Source organism: Kitasatospora sp. NPDC034533 (assembly GCF_055575155.1).
This window is the reverse complement of the sequence record NZ_JBVITE010000044.1, coordinates 26,948-46,669: the sequence shown is the minus strand read 5'-3', so window position 1 is coordinate 46,669 and position 19,722 is coordinate 26,948. Positions and strand designations below refer to the sequence as shown.

Genomic DNA, 19,722 nt, shown 5'->3' with positions numbered 1-19,722 from the left:
CCATGCCCGAGAACGACGCCGAGCGGCGCCCACCCCTGCCCCCGTTCACCGAGGAGACCGCCCGCCGGAAGGTGCGGGCCGCCGAGGACGCCTGGAACACCCGCGACCCCCGGCGGATCGCCCTCGCCTACACGCCGGACAGCCGATGGCGCAACCGCTCCGAGTTCCTCACCGGCCGCGAGCGGATCGCCGCGTTCCTCACCCGCAAGTGGCAGCGCGAGCTGGACTACCGGCTGGTCAAGGAGCTCTGGGCGTACGGCGGCGACCGCATCGCGGTCCGCTTCGCGTACGAGTGGCACGACGGGGCGGGCCGCTGGTACCGCTCCTACGGCAACGAGAACTGGGAGTTCGACCGGAACGGACTGATGGCCCACCGGCACGCCTCCGTCAACGACCTGCCGATCGGCGCCGAGGAGCGCCTGTTCCACTGGCCGCCGGGCCGCCGCCCCGACGACCACCCGGGGCTCACCGAACTCGGCCTCTGAGCCGCGACCGGCCGCCCGGGGGCAACGCGGTCACCGCACGGCGGGAGGCAGGGCCTTGACTACTTGTCCGCCACCGCGCCCTGGGCGAGCATCACCTTGCGCAGCAGCCCGGCCAGGGTGCGCCGCTCCTCCTCGGAGAGCACCCCCAGCAGCCGCCGTTCCTCCCGCCCCACCACGTCCAGGGCCTCCCGCCAGGCGTCGCGCCCGGCCTCGGTCAGCACGACGTCGACCTTCCGGCGGTCCTCCGTGGACGGGGTGCGCACGACAAAGCCGCGCCGCTCCAGCGCCTCCAGCCGGCCGGTGATCGAGGCCGGGGCGAGGTTGAGGTCGCTCCTCAGGTCGCGGGGGGCGGCGCGGCCACCGCGCCCGGCGAGCACGTGCAGGGTGTCGAACTCGTGCTTGTGCAGGCCGTAGTCGGCGACGCCCCGCTCACGGACCCGGCCGAGGTGGCGGGTGAGCCGTGACATCCGGGTGACGGAGGCCTCGATGTCCGGGTCGAGGTCGGGCAGCACCGGCCGCCAGCGGTCGACGTGGCCGTCCGTCCAGTCCCGGGGCTCCACCCCGTCGCTGGGCGCGGAGTGCTGCGGAGGAGGGTGTTCGACCATGTGAGGAGTCTACAAACCCGCCTGGAACCACGGCACCAAAATATTCGTTGCCGAAATTTCGCTACCGAAATACAGTGCGCGGTGTGACTCGCCACCCCTTGCGCCTGGGCGGCTTCCGCCTGCTCCTCGTCGGCCGGACGGTCTCCACCCTCGGGGACGCGGTCGTCCCGGCCGCCCTCGCCATCGCCATCACCCGCGCCACCGGCTCCTCCGCCTCGCTCGCCCTGGTCCTGGGCTGCGCGATGGTGCCGCGGCTGCTCCTGCTGCCGGTCGGCGGGGTCGTCGGGGACCGCTTCAACCCCCGCCTGGTCGCCCTCACCACCGACCTGGTCCGGGCCGTCACCCAGCTGGTGGTCGGCCTGGAGCTGTTCGGCGGGCACCCGGACCTGTCGCACATCGCGGCCGCCTCGGCGGTCGGCGGCACCGCCTCCGCCTTCGCCATGCCCACCGCCTCCCCCCTGGTCGCGGCCGCCGTCCCGGGCCCGCTGCGGCTGCGGGCCAACGCCCTGCTCGGCACCGCGACCGGCGCCGCCCAGCTGGCCGGCCCGGCGCTCGCCGGCGTCCTGGTGTACACCGCCGGACCGGGCTGGGCGTTCGTGCTCGACGGCGCCTCCTTCGCCCTCAGCGCGGCCCTGCTCACCCGGCTCCACGTCGACCACTCCCCCGGCGAACCGCGCTCGCTGCGCCGGGACCTCACCGAGGGCTGGCGCGAGGTGCGCTCCCGGGACTGGTACTGGACCAGCCTGATCGCCCACGGGGTGTGGAACGGCGCGAGCGCCGTCCTGCTCACCCTCGGCCCGCTGATCGCCGCCACCCGGCTCGGCGGTGACGGCACCTGGGTCGCGCTGACCCAGGCGGGCGCGGTGGGCCTGCTGGCGGGCTCGCTGATCGCCGGCCGACTGCGGCCCCGACGGCCGGTGCTGGCCGGCAACCTCGCCCTCGCGCTGTACGGACTGCCGCTGGTCGCGCTCGCCGTCCCGGCTCCGGCACCGGTCGCGGTGGCCGCCCAGGCGGTGGCGATGGCCGGGCTGGGCTTCCTCAACCCGGTCTGGAAGACGGTGGTCCAGCAGGACTTCCCGGCCGGGACGCTGGCGAGGGTCACCTCGTACGACTGGCTGCTCTCGCTGGCCGCCGCCCCGCTCGGGTACGTCCTGGCGCCGCTGGCCGCCGGCGCCTGGGGCGACCGGGTGCCGCTGCTGGCGGCGGCCGCGCTGGTGACGCTGGTCTGCGCGGGCACGGCGGCGGTGCCCGGGGTGCGGCGCCACGGCACCCGGGAGGGCGACCCGAGGACGCCCGGGCCGGCGACCGAACGGCCACCGGCCCGGGCCCGGGGTCAGCGGCAGGACCGGCCCCGGGAGCAGGCTCGGCCCCATGACCGGGACCGGGCCGGGATCAGGCCCTGACGGCCGCGGCTCAGTTCCAGATGCCGGTGATGTCGCTCGCGGAGGCCGCGTTGCCCGCGTGGCCGGAGGTGCCCGCCAGGTCCTCCAGGGTGCGCAGCACGTCGTAGTGGTTGTAGGTGGCGGAGCTGCTGCTGCCGGGCGCCACGTGGGCGCCGTAGACGACGGTCGGGATGCGGTTGCCGGACAGCTTGTTGTCCTCGTCGAAGGTGACGAGCAGCAGACTGTTGTGGCTCTGCGCCCAGGTGGCGTAGGCGCCGAGGTTGTTCTTAATCCAGGTGTCGCCGGTGCCGACCGAGCAGTCGTGCATGTCGTTGCACAGGTTGGGCACCACGAAGGAGACGTTCGGCAGGGTGCTGTAGTCGGTCGGGAACTGGGCGAAGGTCTTGGCGCTGCTGACCGGGACGTTGCCGAAGCCGAACCAGGGATTGTGCTTCTGCGCGTAGTTGCCGCTGCTGCACACCGTGCTGCCCTGGCTGGGCAGGGACTCGTTGTAGCTGGCCCAGGTCTTGCCGGCGGCGATCACCTCGGAGGCCAGGTTGGCGCTCTGGAAGCCGCCGACCGTCACGCAGCTGTCGTCGACGCGGCCCTGGGTGGAGCCGGAGAACAGGGCGTAGTAGTTCGGCTCGCTCGGGTGGGTGATGCCGTAGGACTGGGTGAGGTTGGCACCGCCCGCGACCAGGGTGTTGAGGTACGGCGCGCTGCTGCTGCCGATGACCTGGGAGTAGGCGTGGTTCTCCATCACCACGACCACGATGTGGTCGGGCGCGGGCAGGGCGGCCGCCTGCGCGGTGGAGGCGGCCGCGGCCCACAGTCCGGCGGAGGCGGCGACCAGGGCGACGGCGGAGCCGATCGCGGTGGCGGTGCGGCGGGAGCGGGGGTTCAGGGGCTTCGTGGACGAAGTCATGACAATTCCTCGGGTAGGGGAACGGCCCGAACAGCATCGGGCCCGGCCCGTTGACGCGGGTAGACGACGGCAGGTGAAACCTTGGCCCCGGAACGGGAAACGAACGGTGCGACCGCCCAAGTCACCACCGACAACGCGAAATGCGGGCGAAGCGGTTCACATTGCCAGCGGCGGCCCGACCGGTGATAGTGATCTTGAACGGTGCGGCCCGACGCCGCGTCAGCTTGAGAGAGAACCGAGGAACATGGCGAAGACCAGCCTTCTGCGTCCCCTCGCGGTGGCCGCCGCCGGCGCCGTCCTGGCGGCGACCGGAGCCCTGCCCGCCGCGGCCACCGGCCGGGACGCCGCCGACGCGGCCGCCCCCGACCTCGCCGGGGTGCGCGCCGCCCTCCAGGCCACCACCGCGGCCGGTGCCCCGGGTGCCTTCGCGGTGATCCGCGACCACGGCGGCACGGTCCGCACCAGCTCGGTGAACGTCGGCCTGGCCGACCTGGACGGGACCCCGATGAACTCCTCGTGGAGGTTCCGGGTCGGCAGCAACAGCAAGATGTTCACCGCCGTTCTCGTGATGCAGCTGGCGGAGGAGGGCCTGATCGACCTCGACCGGCCGCTGCGCGAGTACCTGCCCGAAGGCACCCTGCCGGCGGACTGGACGATGACGGGCCGCCAGGTGCTGGAGCACCGGGCGGGCGTCTACGACCACACCAACGACCTGCTGGAGCAGGCCGGCGAGGAGACCACCAGCGCGTTCGAGGCGCGCATCCGGACCACGGTGTACGACCCGCGCGAGCTCGTGGCGATGTCGGTCGGCCACGGCGTGCAGTACACCCCCGGCACCCGCTACTCGTACTCCAACACCGACTTCGTGCTGATGGGCCTGGCGGTCGAGCACCTCACCGGCCAGCCGTACCCGGAGGTGCTGAACGAGCGGATCATCCAGCCGCTCGGCCTGCGCGGGACCTCCTTCGTGGTGCCCGACCAGAGGATCCGCGGCGCCCACGTGGCCGGCTACCTCAGCAACGACGACCGCACCAAGCCGCTGCTGGACTCCACGGAGCAGACCGGCTCCTGGGTGTGGAGCGCCGGAGCCGTCATCTCCACGGCCGAGGACCTCGACCGCTTCCTCACCGCGCTGATGGCCGGCGGCGAGGGCGGGCTGGTCTCGGACGCCTCGCTCCGTCAGATGACCGCCGCCCTGCCCACGCCCACCGCGAGGATCTCCTACGGCCTCGGCCTGCGCCGGATCACGCTCTCCTGCGGGGACGTGTACGGGCACGGCGGCATCGTGCAGGGCTTCAACAGCCAGTCCTTCACCACCCCGGACGGGCGGCGCAGCGTCGTGGTCTTCGCCAACGCCTCCAACAACGGCTCGGTGACCCAGGGGCTGATGAACACGCTGGAGCCGGCCTTCTGCGGCAAGCAGCCCGCCGCCGCCCCGCGCACGGGCTTCGCCCCGACCTCGGCCCCGGTCGGCTCGCTGCCGGTGGTGGAGGACACCCGGATCTGACCGGCCGCGCCTTCGGCCCGCGCCCGCGCCCGGCCCCGCCGTCGGGGGCGGGCACGGGCGCGGGCCGGTCCTCCGCTCAGTGCCGGGTGCCCGCCGGTCCTCCGCTCAGGGCCGGGTGCCCGGCGAGCGGGGGCCCTCCGCGCTCAGGTCGGTGAGCGCCTCGGTGAGCAGTTCGCGCGCCTCCTCGGCGCGGCCCTGCTCGATCAGCGCGGTGCCCAGTTCGGTCAGGGTCTTGGTCATGCTGTCCGGGCGGCCCACCGCCTCGAAGTGCACCAGGGCCTGCCGGTAGGCCTTCTCGGCGGCCGGCCAGCGCTTCAACGCCGCCCGGTCCAGGCCGAGTTCGTGCGCGGTCATGGCCGCGAGCAGGTGGATCAGCGGCGAGGACCAGCGCTCCACCAGGTCCAGCGCACCGGCCAGGGCCCGGCGGCGCGACTCCACCGCCTCCTCCGCCCGGCCGGACTCCCGCAGGCAGTTGGCCGCGCCGCGCAGGGTGACCAGCCGGCCGATCATCGCCGAGCGGCCGGCGACCTCGGCGAAGGCGTCCGCCGCCCGGTGGAAGGCGTCGCTCGCCTCGCGGTGCCGCTGGAGGTAGCGCAGCCCGGAGGCGAGGTAGGTGAGCGCCCAGCCCTGCTGCTCGCGGTCGCCCACGGCGACGGCCGACTCCAGGGCCTCGGAGGCCAGCTCGATGCCGCGCTGGTAGCGGTGCAGACAGGTGACGTACGTCCAGGCCAGGTAGTTGACGTGGACCGCCTCGATCCGCCGGTCGCCGAGCGCGCGGGCGGCGTCCGCCGAGAGCTGGAACACCTCGGCCCAGATGCCCCAGCTCAGCAGCCGGTCGGAGAACCAGTGCATCGCCTCGGCGGTGTCCACCACCTCCCGGTACCGGCCGGCCCGGTACGCGTGGTGGAGGGCGGCCAGCCACTCCGGGTGCTCGTACTCCAGCCAGGCGGCGGCCTCGGTGAGGTACGCGGGCGCGGGGCCCGCGGTGTCGGCGCCCTCCGTGGCGTGGTCGGGGTCGAAGCGCAGCCCGTACGCGGCGGCCCGGCCCAGGATCCAGCGGCCGGCCCGGGTGCGGGCCTCGGCCAGCTCCTGGGCCGTCTCGTCGGCCGTCAGCCGCTCGCCCGCGTAGAGCCGCACCAGGTCGTGCAGGCGGTAGCGGTCCGGGGCGGTCGGCTGCACCAGCCCGGCGTCGACGAGCTGCTCCAGCACCAGTTCGGTGCGGGCCGCCGGCCGGCCCGCGTAGGCCGCGGCCAGCTCCGCGGTGAAGTCGGCTCCGGCGGTCAGCGCGCAGCGGCGCAGGACGAGCCGGGAATCGGCGGGCAGCCGCCGGTAGGACAGCTCGAAGGCCGGGCGGACGGCCAGGTCGCCGGTCTCCAGCAGGTCCAGCCGGCTCTCCTCGGCGGAGAGCTGGCGCACCAGGTGCGCGACCGGCTGCTGGGGGCGGGCGACCAGCCGCTGCCCGGCGATCCGCAGCGCGAGCGGCAGGTAGCCGCAGAGCCTGGCCAGTTCGGCGGTGGCGTCGGGCGCGGCCTCGATCCGCTCGCGGCCGGCGATCCGGGCGAGCAGGGCGGCCGCCTCCACCGGGGACAGCACGTCCAGGCCCAGCCGGTGCACCGACTCCAGGCCGGGCAGCACGTTGCGGCTGGTCACGATGGTCACGGCCGGCCCGGAGCCGGGCAGCAGCGGGCGCACCTGGCTCTCGTCGGCGGCGTCGTCCAGCACCAGGACCAGCCGCCGCTCCCGGACCAGGGCCCGGTAGAGGCCGGCCCGCTCCTCCGTCCCGGCGGGCACCGCGGCGTCGTCGACGCCCAGGGCGCGCAGCACCTGGCCGAGCGCGTCCCGGGCCGACAGCGGCTGCGGGGACATGCCGCCGAGGTCCAGGGAGAGCTGGCCGTCCGGGAAGCGCGGGGCCAGGGCGTGGGCGGCGTGCAGCGCGAAGGACGTCTTGCCGAGGCCGGGCTGACCGCTGATCAGCACCACCCTGGGGTGGGCGGGGTGCTCGTCGTCGGCCAGCTCGGTGAGCAGCGCGAGGGCGTCCTCGCGGGCGGTGAAGTCGGCGATGTCGCGGGGCAGCGCGAGGGCGCTCTGACCGGTCTCGGCGAGGACCGCGGCCGCCTCCTCGGCGCGGGGCGCCTCCCGGTCGGCGGCGGGCCTGCGCGGGGCGGCGCGACGGGGCCGGGCGGGGTTCGCGGTGGCGGCGGACCGCACCCCGCGCGGGCGTCCGGACTGCGCGGCCCGGTCCAGTTCCTCCGCCCGCGGCCCGTCCAGTCCGAGGGCCTCGGCCAGGGCCCGCACGGTGCGCCGCTGCGGCCCGCGGGTGCGGCCGCGTTCCATGTCCCCGAGGGCCCGCAGGCTGACCCCGGCCGTGGCGGCGAGCTCCTCCTGGGTCAGGCCGGCCGCCACCCGGTGTCCGGCCAGCAGACGGCTGAACTCGCTCGCGTCCGTGCCCGTGCCGCCCCCGGCCGCCATGCCCCGCCCCCACTCGTTCGGTCCTGCGCAGTTCCGCACTTCTGCCTGGAGTCGCCTCCGACGGATCCCCCAGGCAGAAGTATGCCCCGGCGCGGGAGTTCCTCCTAGCCGACCGTCTTTCAGAGCATCTTCCCAGGTCAGGGTGGGTAACCTGGGCGGGCCGAGCGGGCGGGAGGCGGTGGCCCGACGGGGGAACCGCCGATAGTTCCGCCTGTGGTTCCGCTGGTCGAACAGCGGGCTTTCGCCGCCGCGAGGAGGCGCGGCCGGCCCGAGCGGGGCGGGGGGCGTGGGCGCGCGGGCGGACCGAGCAGGACACGGGACGGCGCGCGGCCGGGCCGAGCGGGGCACGGCACGAAGGAGCGCGGCCGGGCGCGGCGCACGGTGCGACCGGCTCAGGCCAACCGTCGCTCCGCCCCGCCCCCGGCGGTCCGCCCGAGAGAATCCAGCAGATCGGCGAGCAGCACACGGGAACGGGCCTCCCCGAGCCGGTCACCGACAGCACGACCGAGTCCGACGGCAAGCCAGAACCAGGGCGAGGGCAGCGCGCGGGCAGGCCGAGTAGGACGCGGGGCAGCGCGCGGCCGGGCCGAGCGGGGCACGGAACGGAGCAACGTGGCCAGGCACGTCGACCGGCTCAGGCCAGCCGTCGCTCCGCCCCGCCCTCGGCGGTGCGCCCGAGGGAGTCCAGCAGATCGGCGAGCAGCCCGTGGGAGCGGGCCTCCAGGGCCTGGTCGCCGACGGCGCGGCCGAGGGCGACGGCGAGCCGCGCCGAGGAGAGGGCGGCGTCCCGGCGGCCGAGGGCGTGCAGCGCGCGGGCCCGGCTGTGGGTGGCGAGGACGGCCTCGGCGCCGCCGGAGCGGGCGGTGGCGATGCGCACCGCCTCGTCCGCGTGGCGCAGGGCGGGCCCGGGATCACCGGCCAGGACCAGTGCGTCGGCGAGGCCGGTGAGCGCGCGGACCAGCAGGTGCCCGGTGGCCGGGGTGCGGGCGGCGGCCACCAGGTCGCCGAGCATCGGCACCGCCCGCTCGTAGCGGCCGACCCGCAGCAGGGCGGCGGCCACCCGGCTGCGGCAGTGGTGGCGCAACGCCACGTCGCCGGTCCGGTCGGCGGCCTCGACGGCACGCTCCAACTGGTCGGCGGCGGTGCGGTGGGCCGCGCGGGCGACGTGCAGCACGGCGAGGTCGGTGGCCAGCCGGGCGATCGCGGCCTCGTTGCGGTCCGAGTGCGCGGCGCTCAGCCCGGCCTCGACCACGGCCCGCCAGTGGGTCCGGTCGTGGCCGGTGGTCTCGTACAACAGGCTGGCGCGGTGGGCGAGTTGCCAGGCCGCGCTCAGCCGCCCCTGCTGCTCGGCGCAGAGCACGACGGCGCGCAGGGCGCTCTCCTCGCGGCGGAACCAGTCCGCCGACCGCGCGCTGCCGCCGGCCGCCGCGTCCTCGGCCGTCCAGCCGGCGGTGACGTCGAGGTAGTGGGCGATCAGCCGGTCGAGGGCGAGGAAGCGTTCGTCGCAGCCGAGTTCGACGGCCTGTGCGGCGGCGTGGCGGCGCACCAGCTCGCGCCGGACGTACCGGCCGGGCGTGGTCTCCTCCAGCAGGTGGACGGCGTCGAGCCGGGTCAGCAGGGTGCGGGTGGTGGCGGGCGGGAGGTCGGCGAGCGCGGCGGCGGTGTCGGCGCCGATCTCCGCACCGGGGTGCAGGCCCAGCAGGGTGAACAGCCGGGCGGCGGCGGGCGGCAGCGTGCGGCAGGTGCGGTCCAGCGCGGTGGTGAGGCCGACGGGGCCGCGGGCGGCGCCGGTTCCGGTGCCGGAGAGGGCGGACAACCCGGCCTGCTCGTCGGCGAGTTCGGCGGCGAGGTCGGCCGGGGACCAGTCGGGTCTGGCGGCCAGCCGGGCGGCGGCCAGGCGCAGTGCGAGCGGCAGGTGGTCGCAGCGCTCGGCGAGTTCGGCGACCGCCTCCGGTTCGCCGGCGGTGCGTTCCGCACCGAGGGTGCGGGCGAGCAGTTCGGCGGCCTCGGCGGGGTCGAGCGGGCCCAGCGGCAGCGGGATCCCGCCGGTGTGGACCAGCAGGTGGCGCAGCCGGTTGCGGCTGGTGACGATCGCGACCGGGGCGGGCTCGCTGTCGGTGGCCGGCGGATCGGGCAGCAGCGGGGCGAGCTGTTCGTACGAGGCGGCGTCGTCCAGGACGACCAGCATCCGCCGGCCGGCGATGAGTTCGCGGTAGCGGCGGGCGCGGTCCGCGGGTTCGGCGGGCAGGGCGTCCGGGGCGACGCCGAGGGCGGTGAGGAACTCACCGAGGACGTCGGCGGGTTCGCGCGGCCCGTCCTGGTCGAAGCCGCGCAGTTCGGCGCGGAGGATGCCGTCCGGGAAGTACGCGTCGCCGCGCCGGGCCGTCCAGTGCCGGACCAGGCTGGTCTTGCCGACCCCGGCGGGGCCGGTGACCAGGATCGGCCGGCCGTCCCGCGCGGCAGGCAACTCCTGGTCCAGTCGGTCGAGTTCGGCGACGCGTCCGACGAAGCGGCGGTCGGCGGCGAGCCGGGCGCCGGATCTCTCGCCGGCCCGGCGGAGTTCCGGTCCGAGTGGCCCGGTGAGCCGCGCCACCGCGCGCTCGTAGCGCTCCCGCGCCTCGGCGCCGCGCCCGTCCTGCTCCAGGCAGCGCACCAGCCGGGCGGCCAGCGACTGCCGGGCCGGGTGGGCGTCGGCGGCCTCGGCGAGTTCGGCGGCCAGTTCGCCGCCCCGGTCGGCCCGGAGCAGGCCGTCGGCCAGCCGCTCCAGGGCGCGCAGCCGCAGGTCGGTCAGCGCCGGGAGGGCCCGCTCGCGCAGCAGCGCGGAGCCGCAGTCGGCGAGCGCCGGGCCGCGCCACAGGTCCAGCGCGGCCCGCAGCACGGGCAGTGCCGGGTCCCTCGGCGCGCCGCCCACCGGCGGAACGACCGGCGGAACGACCGGTACGACCGGAGCGGCGGACCCGGCAGGCTCCGGGGGCAGGACGCCCGCCCGCTCGCAGAGCCGGCCGAAGCGCAGCACGTCGACCCGGTCGGGCTCGCCCGCCAGCAGGTACCCGGGGCCCCGGGTGCCCAGTTCCAGCCCGGTGCCGTCCAGCAGGTGGCGCAGGGCCGCGACGTGGCCCTGGAGGGCGGCCCGCGCGGTGGGCGGCGCACAGCCCTCCCAGACCAGTTCGATCAGCTCCTCGGTGGCCACCGTCCGGTTCAGCCGGACGGCGAGCGCGCTCAGCAGCGCCCGGCGCTTGGGCGCCGAGGGCGTCACCACCGTGCCGTCCTCCCGCCGCACCACCACCGGTCCGAGCAGATCGATGTGCACGCGCCCCTTCTCCTCCCCCGCCGACGACGTCCCGGCGTCCGAGGATAGGGCCGACCGGCCGCCGGGCGCCCGGCCTGCCCCCGGCCCGGGCGCCCGGCGATCACGGCCGGTCCGCCGAGGGCGGGAGCGGCCGTCCGGATCCGGCGGACCTCGCGCCCGCTACTACACTGCTCCCTTTCCGGGGCCGCACGGCCCGCTCGGGGGGCGGCGCGGTGTGGTGCGGCGAAGTGGGGAGTACTGGTGCGGATTCGGCTGCTCGGGCCGGTGGAGCTGAGGGTCGGGGCGGACGGCTTCGCGAGCGTGGCGGGCGCGCAGCGGCGGGCCGTGCTGGCCCTGCTGGCGCTGCGGCTGGGGCACCCGGTCAGCGTGGACCAGCTGTGCGAGCTGCTGTGGGACGAGCAGCCGCCGGCCAGCGCGCGGGCCGCCGTCCAGGGGCACGTCGCCGCCCTGCGGAAGGTGCTCGCCGGCTCGCCGTTCGAGCTGCACACCCGGGACTCGGGCTATCTGCTGACCGGCCCGGCCGGTGCGGTCGACGCGCTGCGCTTCGAGCAACTCGCCGTGTCGGCAGGTGAGTTGATCGAGTCGGGCGAGGGCCCCGAGGCGGTCGCTCCGCTGGAGGAGGCGCTACGGCTGTGGCGCGGCGAGGCGCTGGCCGATCTGCCCGACACCCCGTTGCGCGCCGCCGCGGTGGACCGGCTGGAGCAGGCGCGCACCGCGGCCCTGCTCGCCTGGGCCGGGCTGCGGCTGAGCCAGGGCTCCGGGGCGGCGGCCGTGCCGCTGCTGGAGCGGGCCGTGCGCAGGGACGGGCTGCGCGAGGAGCTGGTGGCCCTGCTGGTGCGCTGTCTGCACCAGGCGGGCCGGCCGGCCGAGGCGCTGACCGCCTACCACCGGGCCCGGGTACGGCTGGACGAGGAGCTGGGCATCCACCCCGGTCCGGCGCTGCGCGCGGCGCTCGCCGAGGTGCTGGCCGACGACCGCGCGGTGGAGCCGACGGCCGCCACCGCCCCGGCCGCCCGGCCGGCCCCGCACCCCTCGGCCGCACCGCGCCAACTCCCCAGGCGTCACCCCGACTTCGTCGGGCGCGTCCCCGACCTGGCCCGCCTCGACCGGGCCTGCTCACCGGGCCGCGCGGGCGGCGGCCGCGCCGGGGGCGGCCCGGTGCTGGTGGTCGGCCCGGCCGGGGTCGGCAAGAGCGCGCTGGTCACCGCCTGGGCGCACCGGGCCGCCGACCGCTTCCCGGACGGCCTGCTGCACGCCGAACTGCGCGGCCTCGGCGCGGACCCTGCGCGGCCCGAGGACGTGCTGGCCGGCTTCCTGCGCGCGCTCGGCGTGCCCGAGGGCGCCGTCCCCGCCGGGCGCGCCGCCCGGGCCGCGCGCTACCGCGAACTCACCCGGGGCCGGCGGCTGCTGGTGCTGCTGGACGACGCCGCCGACGCCGACCAGGTCGCCGACCTGCTGCCCGAAAGCCCGGAGAGCACCGCCGTGGTCACCAGCCGGTCCTCGCCGGAGGACCTGGTCGCCCTCGACGGAGCCGCCCTGCTGTGCCTGACACCGCTGCCCGAGGACGACGCCCTGCACCTGCTGGAGCGCGCCCTGACGCCCGAGCGGCTGCGCGCCGAGCCGGAGGCCGCCGCCCGCCTCGCCGGGCTCTGCGACCACCTGCCGCTCGCCCTGCGGATCGCCGCCGCCCGGCTGGCCGGCCGTCCGGACTGGACGGTCGCCGAGCTGGTCGCCGAACTCGCCGACGAGCGGACCCGGCTGGCCGTCCTGGACGCCGACGGCACGCTCTCCGTCCAGGGCCGACTCAAGCTGACCCATCGTCAGCTCTCGGGCGAAGCAGCCGAACTGCTGGCCGCCCTGGCCGTCCACCCCGGCCGCGAGGTGGACGCCCCGGCGAGCGCCGCGCTGCTGGCCGCCGACACCGCCACCGCCCACCGGGCCATCGGCGAACTGGACGCCCACCACCTGCTCACCGGCACCGCCCCCAGCCGCCACGCCCGCACCGACCTGGTCCGCCTGTTCGGCGCCGAGCTGCTCGCCGAGCGGCCCGGGCGGCACCGGCGGCTGCTCCGCGAGCGCCTGGCCGACTACTACCTCGCCGCGCTCCAGCACTGCGGCTCCTTCCTCGACCCCGGCCAGGAGGACACCGGCCCCCCCGCCCATCCCCCGCGCGCCGTACCGGCCGCCGCCGACATCCGCACCGCGCTCGACTGGTTCGACGCCGAGGAGCCCGCGATCAGCGCGCTGATCGCCTCCGCCGACACCGACCCGGACCGCGCCTGGCGGCTCGCGCTGACCTGCGGCTCGCTGTACTACGGCGCGAGCCGCTTCTCCGACTGGCTCGGCTGCGCCCGTACGGGGCTGGAGGCGGCCGAGCGGTGCGGCGATCCGGTCGCGGTCGCGCTGCTGCTCCACTGCCGGGCGCAGGCCCTGGTGGCGCTGGAGCGCCGGGCGGAGGCGGCGGAGGCGGCGCACCGGGCGGTGGCCACCGTCGAGTCCGTGGCCGGGCCCGGGGCCGGGTCCGTACGCGTACGGGCGCTCGCCACGCTGGCGCTGGTCACCGCGATGCTCGGCAACTCCGCCGAGGCGCGGCGGCTGGCGGCCTCCGCGACGTTCCTCGCGCTGGAGTACGGCGACCGGCGGCGGCTGGTCGACGCCAAGGTGCACCAGGGCTGGGTGAGCCTGGCCGTCGGGGACCGGGAGGGCGCCCGGAGCCTGTCCCGGGAGGCCCGGGAGCTGCTGCCGGCCACCCCGGTCACCCAGGTGCACCTGTGGTCGCTGCTGACCGAGGCGCAGGCCCTGCCGCCGACCGTCCGCGACGAGGCCGCCGACCTCGCCTGGCACCGGCTGCTCGCGGCGTGCCAGGAGGCCGGACTGCTGTACCTGCACGCGGTGGCCGAGCAGTCCTACGCGGCGCACCTGTCGGCCCGTGGCCGGGGGCCCGAGGTGGGCGGGCGGCTGCGCTCGGCGCTGGACCGGTTCCGCTCGGTCGACCGCCAGGCGGGCTACCTGAGCGAGTTCACCATCGGCCTGGAGGACGCCCTGGACCTGCGGACCGGCCGGCGGCCCACGGAGGACTGAACCGCGCCCCGCCGAGGCGGCCCCGGCCCGGTCAGCGGGCGGCCGAAGCGGCCCCGGGCTCCGCCGGGGCGTACCCGTGCTCCGCCGCCAGCACCGGGCGCAGCGCCCGGATCGCGTAGAAGTTGCGGGACTTGACCGTCCCCGGCGGCACCCCCAGCCGGGCCGAGGTGTCCAGCACCGAGCGGTCCTTGAGGTGGAGTTCGACCAGCACCTCGCGGTGGTGCTTCTGCACCCGGCGCAGTGCCAGCGCGATGTCCCGGGCCACCACCACCCGCTCGTACGGGTCGTCGGCGGCCGGCCGGTCCTCCACCGGCTCGCCGAGCACCTCCTGGGCGCGGGCGGCGGCCCGCCGGTAGTGGTCGATCGCGATCCGCCGGGCGACGGTGAACAGCCAGGGCTGGCTCGCCTCGGGCCCGGCGGCCAGGGCCTCCGGGTTCTGCCAGGCGCGCAGCAGGGTCTCCTGGAGGATGTCCTCGGCCTTGCCGCGGTCCCCGCCGGTGGCCCGCATCAACGCGCGCAGCAGGTATCCGCCGTGCAACCGGTGGATCTCGGCCAGCGTCTCGGGGTCGAGGGTCGGACGGGCCGGGGCCGCGGCGGTCACCGGCGCGTCCGCCTGGTCCCCGGACGGCGAGGCCCCGGACGGCGTGGCCCCGGGTGACGAGGCCCCGGACGGCGGGGTGACGGACGTGGGCTGAGCGACGGACGGCTTCGACACGCGCTACCTCTCGGATCGGGCAGGGGGCGCAGCACGGGCAGGGCACGTTGGACACGGGCAGGGCATGCTGGGCACCGGCCGGACATCCCGGCGGTGGCTGTGACAGCACCCTGCCGGAGGCCGCCAAGTCCGCACCAAGGCCGCGCCAACGCCGGCCGCCCGGGGCACTCCACCCGGCCCGGGGTGCCGCCGTTGGCGGGGGCGGGCCACCGTTGGCCGTTCGTTAGCGGCCGTGAGCCGCCGCGCCCGCGCCGTCGGCCCCGGGCGTCGTCAGCCTTCGTTGAGCTCCCGGACCAGCTCCTGCACCCCGTCCTCGCCCCGGTGCTCGATCAGCACCGCGACCCAGAGCGCCAGCCGCTGCCGCTCGGCCACCGGCCACTCCGGTGCCGACGGGTGCTCGTCCACCACCAGCGCCCTCGCCACGCGGAGGAGCACCGGCGCGGGCCGGGGCCGCCACCGCCGTTCCGGCGCCGCGCGCAGGGCCAGCCGCCGGGCGACGGCGATCACCTCCTCGGCCGTCCCTTCGGGCACCGCCAGCCCGGCCGGCCCGGCCGGCCCGGCCGGCCCGGCCGGGCCGGCCGGCCCGGCCGGCCCGGCCGGCCCGGGCGGGTCGGGCAGGTCGGGCAGGTCGGGCGCCCCGGCCCGTACCAGGCCCGCGACGAAGTCCCGCGCCTCCGACGCGTCCGCCGCCATGCCGGGCCCCTCCCCGGTCCCGTCCACGGGACTCACGCTCCTTCCGGCTCGGTGGCACTCGGCGGGCGCCGGGTGCCACCGGACGACGGTATCGATCGGCGGCCGGTCGGGCGGAGGGTTTTCCCCACGCGGCCCCTCCCGATGCGACGGGGCGCCCTGCGCCCCGTCCTGCTCAACGGGCCTCCCGCCGTTGCCGGTTCAGCGAACCGGAAGGGCTCCTTCAGCCGCGGGGCCCGGCCGGGCCCCGGGTGCCGGTCCGGCCGCCGCGTCGTCGGTCCCCTCTGCCACACTGTCCGCCGGACACGGCCGAGGACGAACCGAGGGGGCTCTCGATGACGGCGCTGTGGATACCGCCGGTGTACGAGGACACGGAGACCTGCGTCGAGCTGCTGCGCACGTACTTCACCAGGCCGCGGGCGAAGGGCGACGCGTACTACTCCGGCGCCCACTTCGAGCGGCTCGCCGGCGGCGGCGACCGCCCGGAGACGGCGGACCGCTTCACCGCGGACGACCTGGTCGCGATCACCATGCTGAGCGTCTCGGTCAAGCCGCACGGAGCGGTCGAACTGCTCACCGACCCCCAGGGGCACTGGCACCGGCTGCTGTCCGCCATCCCCCGCGACGCCCGGCTGGAGGACCCGGCCAGCGCCCCGCTGATCGCCCCGGGAGGGCCGGCCTCGGAGCTGTGGGAGCGACTGGCGAACCCGAGCGGCACGTACCCGGACAAGCCGGACGGGGGCGGCCCGGTGGTCGCGGGCAAGCTGCTGGCCCGCAAGCGGCCGCACCTGGTGCCCGTCTACGACATCCGGGTGAAGTCCCTGTTCCGGCGGCCGAAGGTCGACAACGCCTTCTGGTCCTCGCTGGCCGAGGCCCTGCGCGCGGACGGCGGGGCGTTCCACGCCCGGCTGGCGGAGCTCCGCACGAAGGCCGGGATCGGCGAGGACATCGGCGTGCTGCGGGTGCTGGACGTCATCGCCTGGATGCACCAGGGCGAGGTCGGGCAGGCGGCCGCCGGGTAGCGGCGCCGGGGCCCGGGGGCCGTCGCGGCCCCTTGCCCGGTCACCCGCATCGGCGCCGCGAAGTGGCAGGCCCGGGCCGTCTGCCCAAGGCTGGGCCCGGGGGTCCCGCCGGAGATGGGTACGGTGCCGATGTTCGATACGAGCTTTGCCTTCCCGCGTTCGCTGGAGAAGCCGGTCGCCGGAGCCCGGGGCCGGGTGGCGGTGATCGGGGCGGGCGTCGCCGGGCTGGTGTGCGCCTACGAGCTGCAGCGCCGCGGGTTCGACGTCGTCGTCCACGAGCGGGCCAACCGGCCGGGCGGCCGGGTGCGCACCCACCGCTTCTGGGACGGCACCCATGTCGACCTCGGCGCCATGCGCATCCCCGGCAACCACCACTGCGTGCTGCACTACGTCTCCCGGTTCCGGCTGGCGACCCGCCCGTTCGTCAACGCCAACCCGCGCGCCTACTACCACCTGCGCGGGCGCCGGGTCCGGGTGCGGGACGTGGCGGCGCTGTTCCCCGCCTACGACCTGCGCCCGGCCGAGCGCCGGCCCCCGGGCCCGGTGCTGGACCACCTCCTCGGCTCGGTGTGGCGCACCCTGACCGTCGAGCAGCAGCGCCGCACTCTGGAGGGCCACTGGGACGACCCGGCGCTGGAGCGGGCGGCCTCGGTGTCGCTGTGGCAGTTCGTCCACGAGCACCTGTCGCAGGACGCCTGGGACCTCATCGGCCACGCCAGCGGCCTCGCCCACTACGAGCAGTCCTCGCTGCTGGAGGTGCTGGTCGACTACTTCGGCCTGTTCCACCGGGGGCAGGTCGAGCTGGTCGACGGGATGGACGCCCTGATCCACGCCTTCGTGGGCGCCCTGCGCCCGGGCACGCTCCGGCTCTCCACCCAGGTCGAGGAGCTGACGCTCACCACGGACGGCGTCCGGCTGCGCGGCCGGCGGATCGGCACCCGGTTCCAGGAGGACGTCGACTACGCGGTGTGCTGCGTCCCCGCACCCGCGCTCGACCGGATCACCATCACCCCGGGCCTGCCGCACGCCCAGCGGCACGCCGTCCGCGGCATCAGCTACGCGAGCAGCATCAAGACCGTCCTGCACCTCACCCGCCGCCGCTGGGAGCTGGAGGACGGCATCCACGGCGGCGGCAGCTTCACCGACCTGCCGATCCAGCAGTGCTGGTACCCGTCCGACAACGCGGTGCGGGTGAAGAAGGACGGGGTCAACGGAAGCTCCGGCCCTCGCTGGGCGGTGCGCGACCCGCTGCGCTCGGCCGAACCGACCGCCCTGCTCGGGGCGTACCTGTGGGGCGCCAACGCCCGCCGCTTCGCCGCGCTGGAGCCCGCCGACCGGGACGCCCTGGTGCTGGAGTGCCTGGAACGCCTCCACCCGGGTATCACCGGGGACGTGGACGACATCGTGCACTGCAACTGGGACGTGCAGACCGGCATGGGCGGCGGCGCGTTCGCCCATCTGACGCCCGGGGAGCACAGCCGCTACCTGGCCGTGCTCGGCTCCCCCTACCCGGTGGACCGGCCCCGGGTCTTCTTCGCCGGCGAGCACCTGTCCGGCGCCCACGCCTGGTGCCAGGGCGCGGCGCAGTCCGCCCTGGGCACGGTGGGCGCGCTGCTGGAGCGGGCCGGGCACTCCGAGGTCACCACCCGGGTGGGGGCGGTGTGACGGACGGCGGGGCCGGCGGGCCGCTGGGACGGGCCGAACTGCTCGCCCCGTTCCGGCCCGGCCGCGGCGAACTGGTCGGCATCGAGGTCGAGTGCGGCCTGGTCGACCCGGCCACCGGGCTGGCCGCCCGCTACTTCGGCGAGCGCGGCGTGCTGGCCGTCCTGGAGGCGGTGCTGGCCGGGTGGGGCGGCGAGCGCCAGGAGGACGCCGGCCGGCTGACCGGCGTCCTGCTGCCGGACGGCAGCCAGATCACCCTGGAGCACGGCGGCCAGATCGAGTACTCCTCGGCCCCCGTGCCGTCGGTGGCCAAGGCGGTGGACGACCTGCGCGCCGCCCTGGAGCGGCTCGCCGAACTGGCCGGCCGGTTCGGCCTCGCCCTGCTGCCGGGCGCCAACCTGCCGTTCGACCGGCTGGCCGACATGCGGTGGGTCCCGATGACCAGGGGCGCCATCATGCGGGACTACTTCGACGGGCTCGGCGAGCCGGGCAGCCGGGCCCGGTACGTCATGGCGCTGTCGCTGTCCACCCAGGTCACCCTGGACTACCTCTCCCCCGCGGACCTCACGCGCAAGCTGCGCACGCAGATGGCGGCCGCCCCGGTGGTCTCCGCACTGCTGGTCAACTCCCCCATCCAGGAGGGGAGTCCGAGCAGCGGACTGCTGTCCCACCGGTGCTGGGCCTGGTTGCGGATGGATCCGCGCCGGGGCGGCGTGCTGCCGCCCGCGCTGCGCCCGGACGTCACCGCCGAGTCCGTCGCCGACTGGGCGCTCGACCTCCCGCTGATCCACTACCGCACCCCGGACGGCCGCTACCACCGCGCGCCCGACCGCACCTTCGCCGAACTGCTGCGCCACGGCTACGACGACGGGTCGTGGCCGACCCCGGCGCACTGGGCCGCCCACCTGAACCAGATCTGGACCAACACCAGGGTCCGCAACACCCTGGAGCTGCGCGCCTCGGACGGCCCGCCGTACCCGTTCGTCCCGGCCGTCCCGGCGCTCTGGACCGGGCTCACCTACCACCCGGAATCCTGCGCCGCCGCCTGGGAGTTGCTCGGCCACTACACGCTCGACGACCACCGGGCGGCGCTCGCCGCGCTGCCCGCGCTCGGACTGGCCACCCGGCTCGGCGGCGATCCGGTGCGCCCGCTGGCCGCCGAACTGCTGCGGCTGGCCCGGGCCGGCCTGGCCGCCCGGATCGCGGCCGGCCTCGAACCGCCGCACGTGCTCGGGTACCTGGACCCGCTGGACGAGATCGTGGCCACCGGGCGGACCTTCGCCGAGCAGTGCCGCGAGCGCTGGCACGGCGAGTTCCGCCACGACCCGGCCCGCTACGTCGCCGCGTACCGGGTCTGAGCGGCCTCGCGCACCGCGTCCGAGCGGCCTCGCCGACCGCCGCGGACCCGGGCCGGGCCGCTCCGCGAACCGCCGCGTCAGCAGATCGTCAACGGGGTGTCAGCAGCCCGTCAATCCGGGGCCCGGCCGGCGCGCGGGGGCGGAAGCTGGACGCATCACACCTGCAGGACCCGCAGGTCGCACCGGAGGTGAACCGCATGTCCGTCCCCGCCGCGCTCCATTCCGCCCTCCCCGGCGTGCGCCGCCACGGCCGCGGCCTGCGCGCCGCGTGCGCCCGGGTGCTGGAGCGGCTGGCCGCCAGCCCGCTCGACAACTCCGTGCTCGGCGCGCTGGGCGCGCCCCGCCCGGCCGGGAGCGGCGGCACCCGGAGGCCGGGCTCCGCCTGACCAGGGACCCGGAGGCCTGACTCCGCCTGACCAGGCGTCCGCCGCCGGGCCGGCCCGGCGGCGCGGCCATTCGGCGCAGCGCTCCCCCGCACGGCACGGCCCGGGCCCGGGAAGCGCGCCTATGG

The 19,722-nt window shown here is 76.6% G+C and carries 14 protein-coding genes; 8 read left to right on the top strand and 6 right to left on the bottom strand.

Annotated features, from left to right (window positions below; all coding sequences use genetic code 11):
• Positions 1-2: 2 nt before the first annotated feature.
• Positions 3-485, top strand: a complete 483-nt coding sequence (locus tag ACZ55U_RS26485) for a nuclear transport factor 2 family protein (protein ID WP_465529680.1) — start codon at positions 3-5, stop codon at positions 483-485.
• 59 nt (positions 486-544) lie between these two features.
• Here the strand turns inward: ACZ55U_RS26485 and ACZ55U_RS26480 are convergent, their stop codons facing one another.
• Positions 545-1,090, bottom strand: coding sequence for a MarR family winged helix-turn-helix transcriptional regulator (locus tag ACZ55U_RS26480; RefSeq protein WP_465529678.1), 546 nt, complete (start codon positions 1,088-1,090; stop codon positions 545-547).
• Between the two features lie 83 nt (positions 1,091-1,173).
• Between ACZ55U_RS26480 and ACZ55U_RS26475 the strand changes: the two genes are divergently transcribed.
• A complete protein-coding gene (locus tag ACZ55U_RS26475; protein ID WP_465529676.1) occupies positions 1,174-2,493 on the top strand; it encodes an MFS transporter in 1,320 nt (439 codons plus the stop codon).
• Positions 2,494-2,503: 10 nt separating this feature from the next.
• Here the strand turns inward: ACZ55U_RS26475 and ACZ55U_RS26470 are convergent, their stop codons facing one another.
• The gene (locus ACZ55U_RS26470) at positions 2,504-3,397 is read right to left on the bottom strand and encodes an alkaline phosphatase family protein (protein ID WP_465529674.1); all 894 of its coding nucleotides are present in this window, start codon (positions 3,395-3,397) and stop codon (positions 2,504-2,506) included.
• Positions 3,398-3,641: 244 nt separating this feature from the next.
• On the opposite strand from ACZ55U_RS26470, the gene ACZ55U_RS26465 reads away from it, so the two are divergent.
• Positions 3,642-4,904, top strand: a complete 1,263-nt coding sequence (locus ACZ55U_RS26465; protein WP_465529672.1) for a serine hydrolase domain-containing protein — start codon at positions 3,642-3,644, stop codon at positions 4,902-4,904.
• A gap of 105 nt (positions 4,905-5,009) precedes the next feature.
• Here the strand turns inward: ACZ55U_RS26465 and ACZ55U_RS26460 are convergent, their stop codons facing one another.
• Both ACZ55U_RS26460 and ACZ55U_RS26455 read right to left on the bottom strand, forming a co-directional pair.
• Positions 5,010-7,373 carry an ATP-binding protein gene (locus tag ACZ55U_RS26460; RefSeq protein ID WP_465529670.1) on the bottom strand — a complete coding sequence of 788 codons (2,364 nt, stop codon included), beginning with the start codon at positions 7,371-7,373 and terminating at the stop codon, positions 5,010-5,012.
• A 634-nt stretch (positions 7,374-8,007) separates the two neighbouring features.
• Entirely contained in the window at positions 8,008-10,683 is a 2,676-nt protein-coding gene (locus ACZ55U_RS26455) for an AfsR/SARP family transcriptional regulator (RefSeq protein ID WP_465529668.1), read from the bottom strand.
• Positions 10,684-10,923: 240 nt separating this feature from the next.
• On the opposite strand from ACZ55U_RS26455, the gene ACZ55U_RS26450 reads away from it, so the two are divergent.
• Positions 10,924-13,764, top strand: coding sequence for an AfsR/SARP family transcriptional regulator (locus tag ACZ55U_RS26450; RefSeq protein WP_465529666.1), 2,841 nt, complete (start codon positions 10,924-10,926; stop codon positions 13,762-13,764).
• Positions 13,765-13,795: 31 nt separating this feature from the next.
• Here the strand turns inward: ACZ55U_RS26450 and ACZ55U_RS26445 are convergent, their stop codons facing one another.
• On the bottom strand, positions 13,796-14,365 hold the full coding sequence (locus ACZ55U_RS26445; protein ID WP_465529664.1) for a sigma-70 family RNA polymerase sigma factor: 570 nt from the start codon (positions 14,363-14,365) through the stop codon (positions 13,796-13,798).
• 384 nt (positions 14,366-14,749) lie between these two features.
• Positions 14,750-15,199: a hypothetical protein gene (locus ACZ55U_RS26440; RefSeq protein ID WP_465529662.1), complete on the bottom strand. Its 450-nt coding sequence runs from the start codon at positions 15,197-15,199 to the stop codon at positions 14,750-14,752.
• A gap of 305 nt (positions 15,200-15,504) precedes the next feature.
• On the opposite strand from ACZ55U_RS26440, the gene ACZ55U_RS26435 reads away from it, so the two are divergent.
• The 4 genes from ACZ55U_RS26435 to ACZ55U_RS26420 all read left to right on the top strand — a co-directional run bounded on the left by ACZ55U_RS26435 (position 15,505) and on the right by ACZ55U_RS26420 (position 19,597).
• On the top strand, positions 15,505-16,191 hold the full coding sequence (locus ACZ55U_RS26435) for a DUF6308 family protein (RefSeq protein ID WP_465529660.1): 687 nt from the start codon (positions 15,505-15,507) through the stop codon (positions 16,189-16,191).
• Between the two features lie 129 nt (positions 16,192-16,320).
• Positions 16,321-17,856: a flavin monoamine oxidase family protein gene (locus ACZ55U_RS26430; protein ID WP_465529658.1), complete on the top strand. Its 1,536-nt coding sequence runs from the start codon at positions 16,321-16,323 to the stop codon at positions 17,854-17,856.
• Entirely contained in the window at positions 17,853-19,211 is a 1,359-nt protein-coding gene (locus ACZ55U_RS26425; protein ID WP_465529656.1) for a glutamate-cysteine ligase family protein, read from the top strand. Before ACZ55U_RS26430 ends, ACZ55U_RS26425 begins: the two co-directional genes overlap by 4 nt.
• 197 nt (positions 19,212-19,408) lie before the next feature.
• Positions 19,409-19,597 (top strand): hypothetical protein, encoded by a 189-nt coding sequence (locus ACZ55U_RS26420; RefSeq protein WP_465529654.1) that lies wholly within the window; start codon positions 19,409-19,411, stop codon positions 19,595-19,597.
• Positions 19,598-19,722: the final 125 nt, after the last annotated feature.

Coding starts and splice junctions, on each gene's coding strand:
- ACZ55U_RS26485 (WP_465529680.1), top strand. CDS start 3: ATGCCCGAGAACGACGCCGAGCGGCGCCCACCCCTGCCCCCGTTCACC.
- ACZ55U_RS26480 (WP_465529678.1), bottom strand. CDS start 1,090: ATGGTCGAACACCCTCCTCCGCAGCACTCCGCGCCCAGCGACGGGGTG.
- ACZ55U_RS26470 (WP_465529674.1), bottom strand. CDS start 3,397: ATGACTTCGTCCACGAAGCCCCTGAACCCCCGCTCCCGCCGCACCGCC.
- ACZ55U_RS26465 (WP_465529672.1), top strand. CDS start 3,642: ATGGCGAAGACCAGCCTTCTGCGTCCCCTCGCGGTGGCCGCCGCCGGC.
- ACZ55U_RS26460 (WP_465529670.1), bottom strand. CDS start 7,373: ATGGCGGCCGGGGGCGGCACGGGCACGGACGCGAGCGAGTTCAGCCGT.
- ACZ55U_RS26435 (WP_465529660.1), top strand. CDS start 15,505: ATGACGGCGCTGTGGATACCGCCGGTGTACGAGGACACGGAGACCTGC.
- ACZ55U_RS26430 (WP_465529658.1), top strand. CDS start 16,321: ATGTTCGATACGAGCTTTGCCTTCCCGCGTTCGCTGGAGAAGCCGGTC.
- ACZ55U_RS26420 (WP_465529654.1), top strand. CDS start 19,409: ATGTCCGTCCCCGCCGCGCTCCATTCCGCCCTCCCCGGCGTGCGCCGC.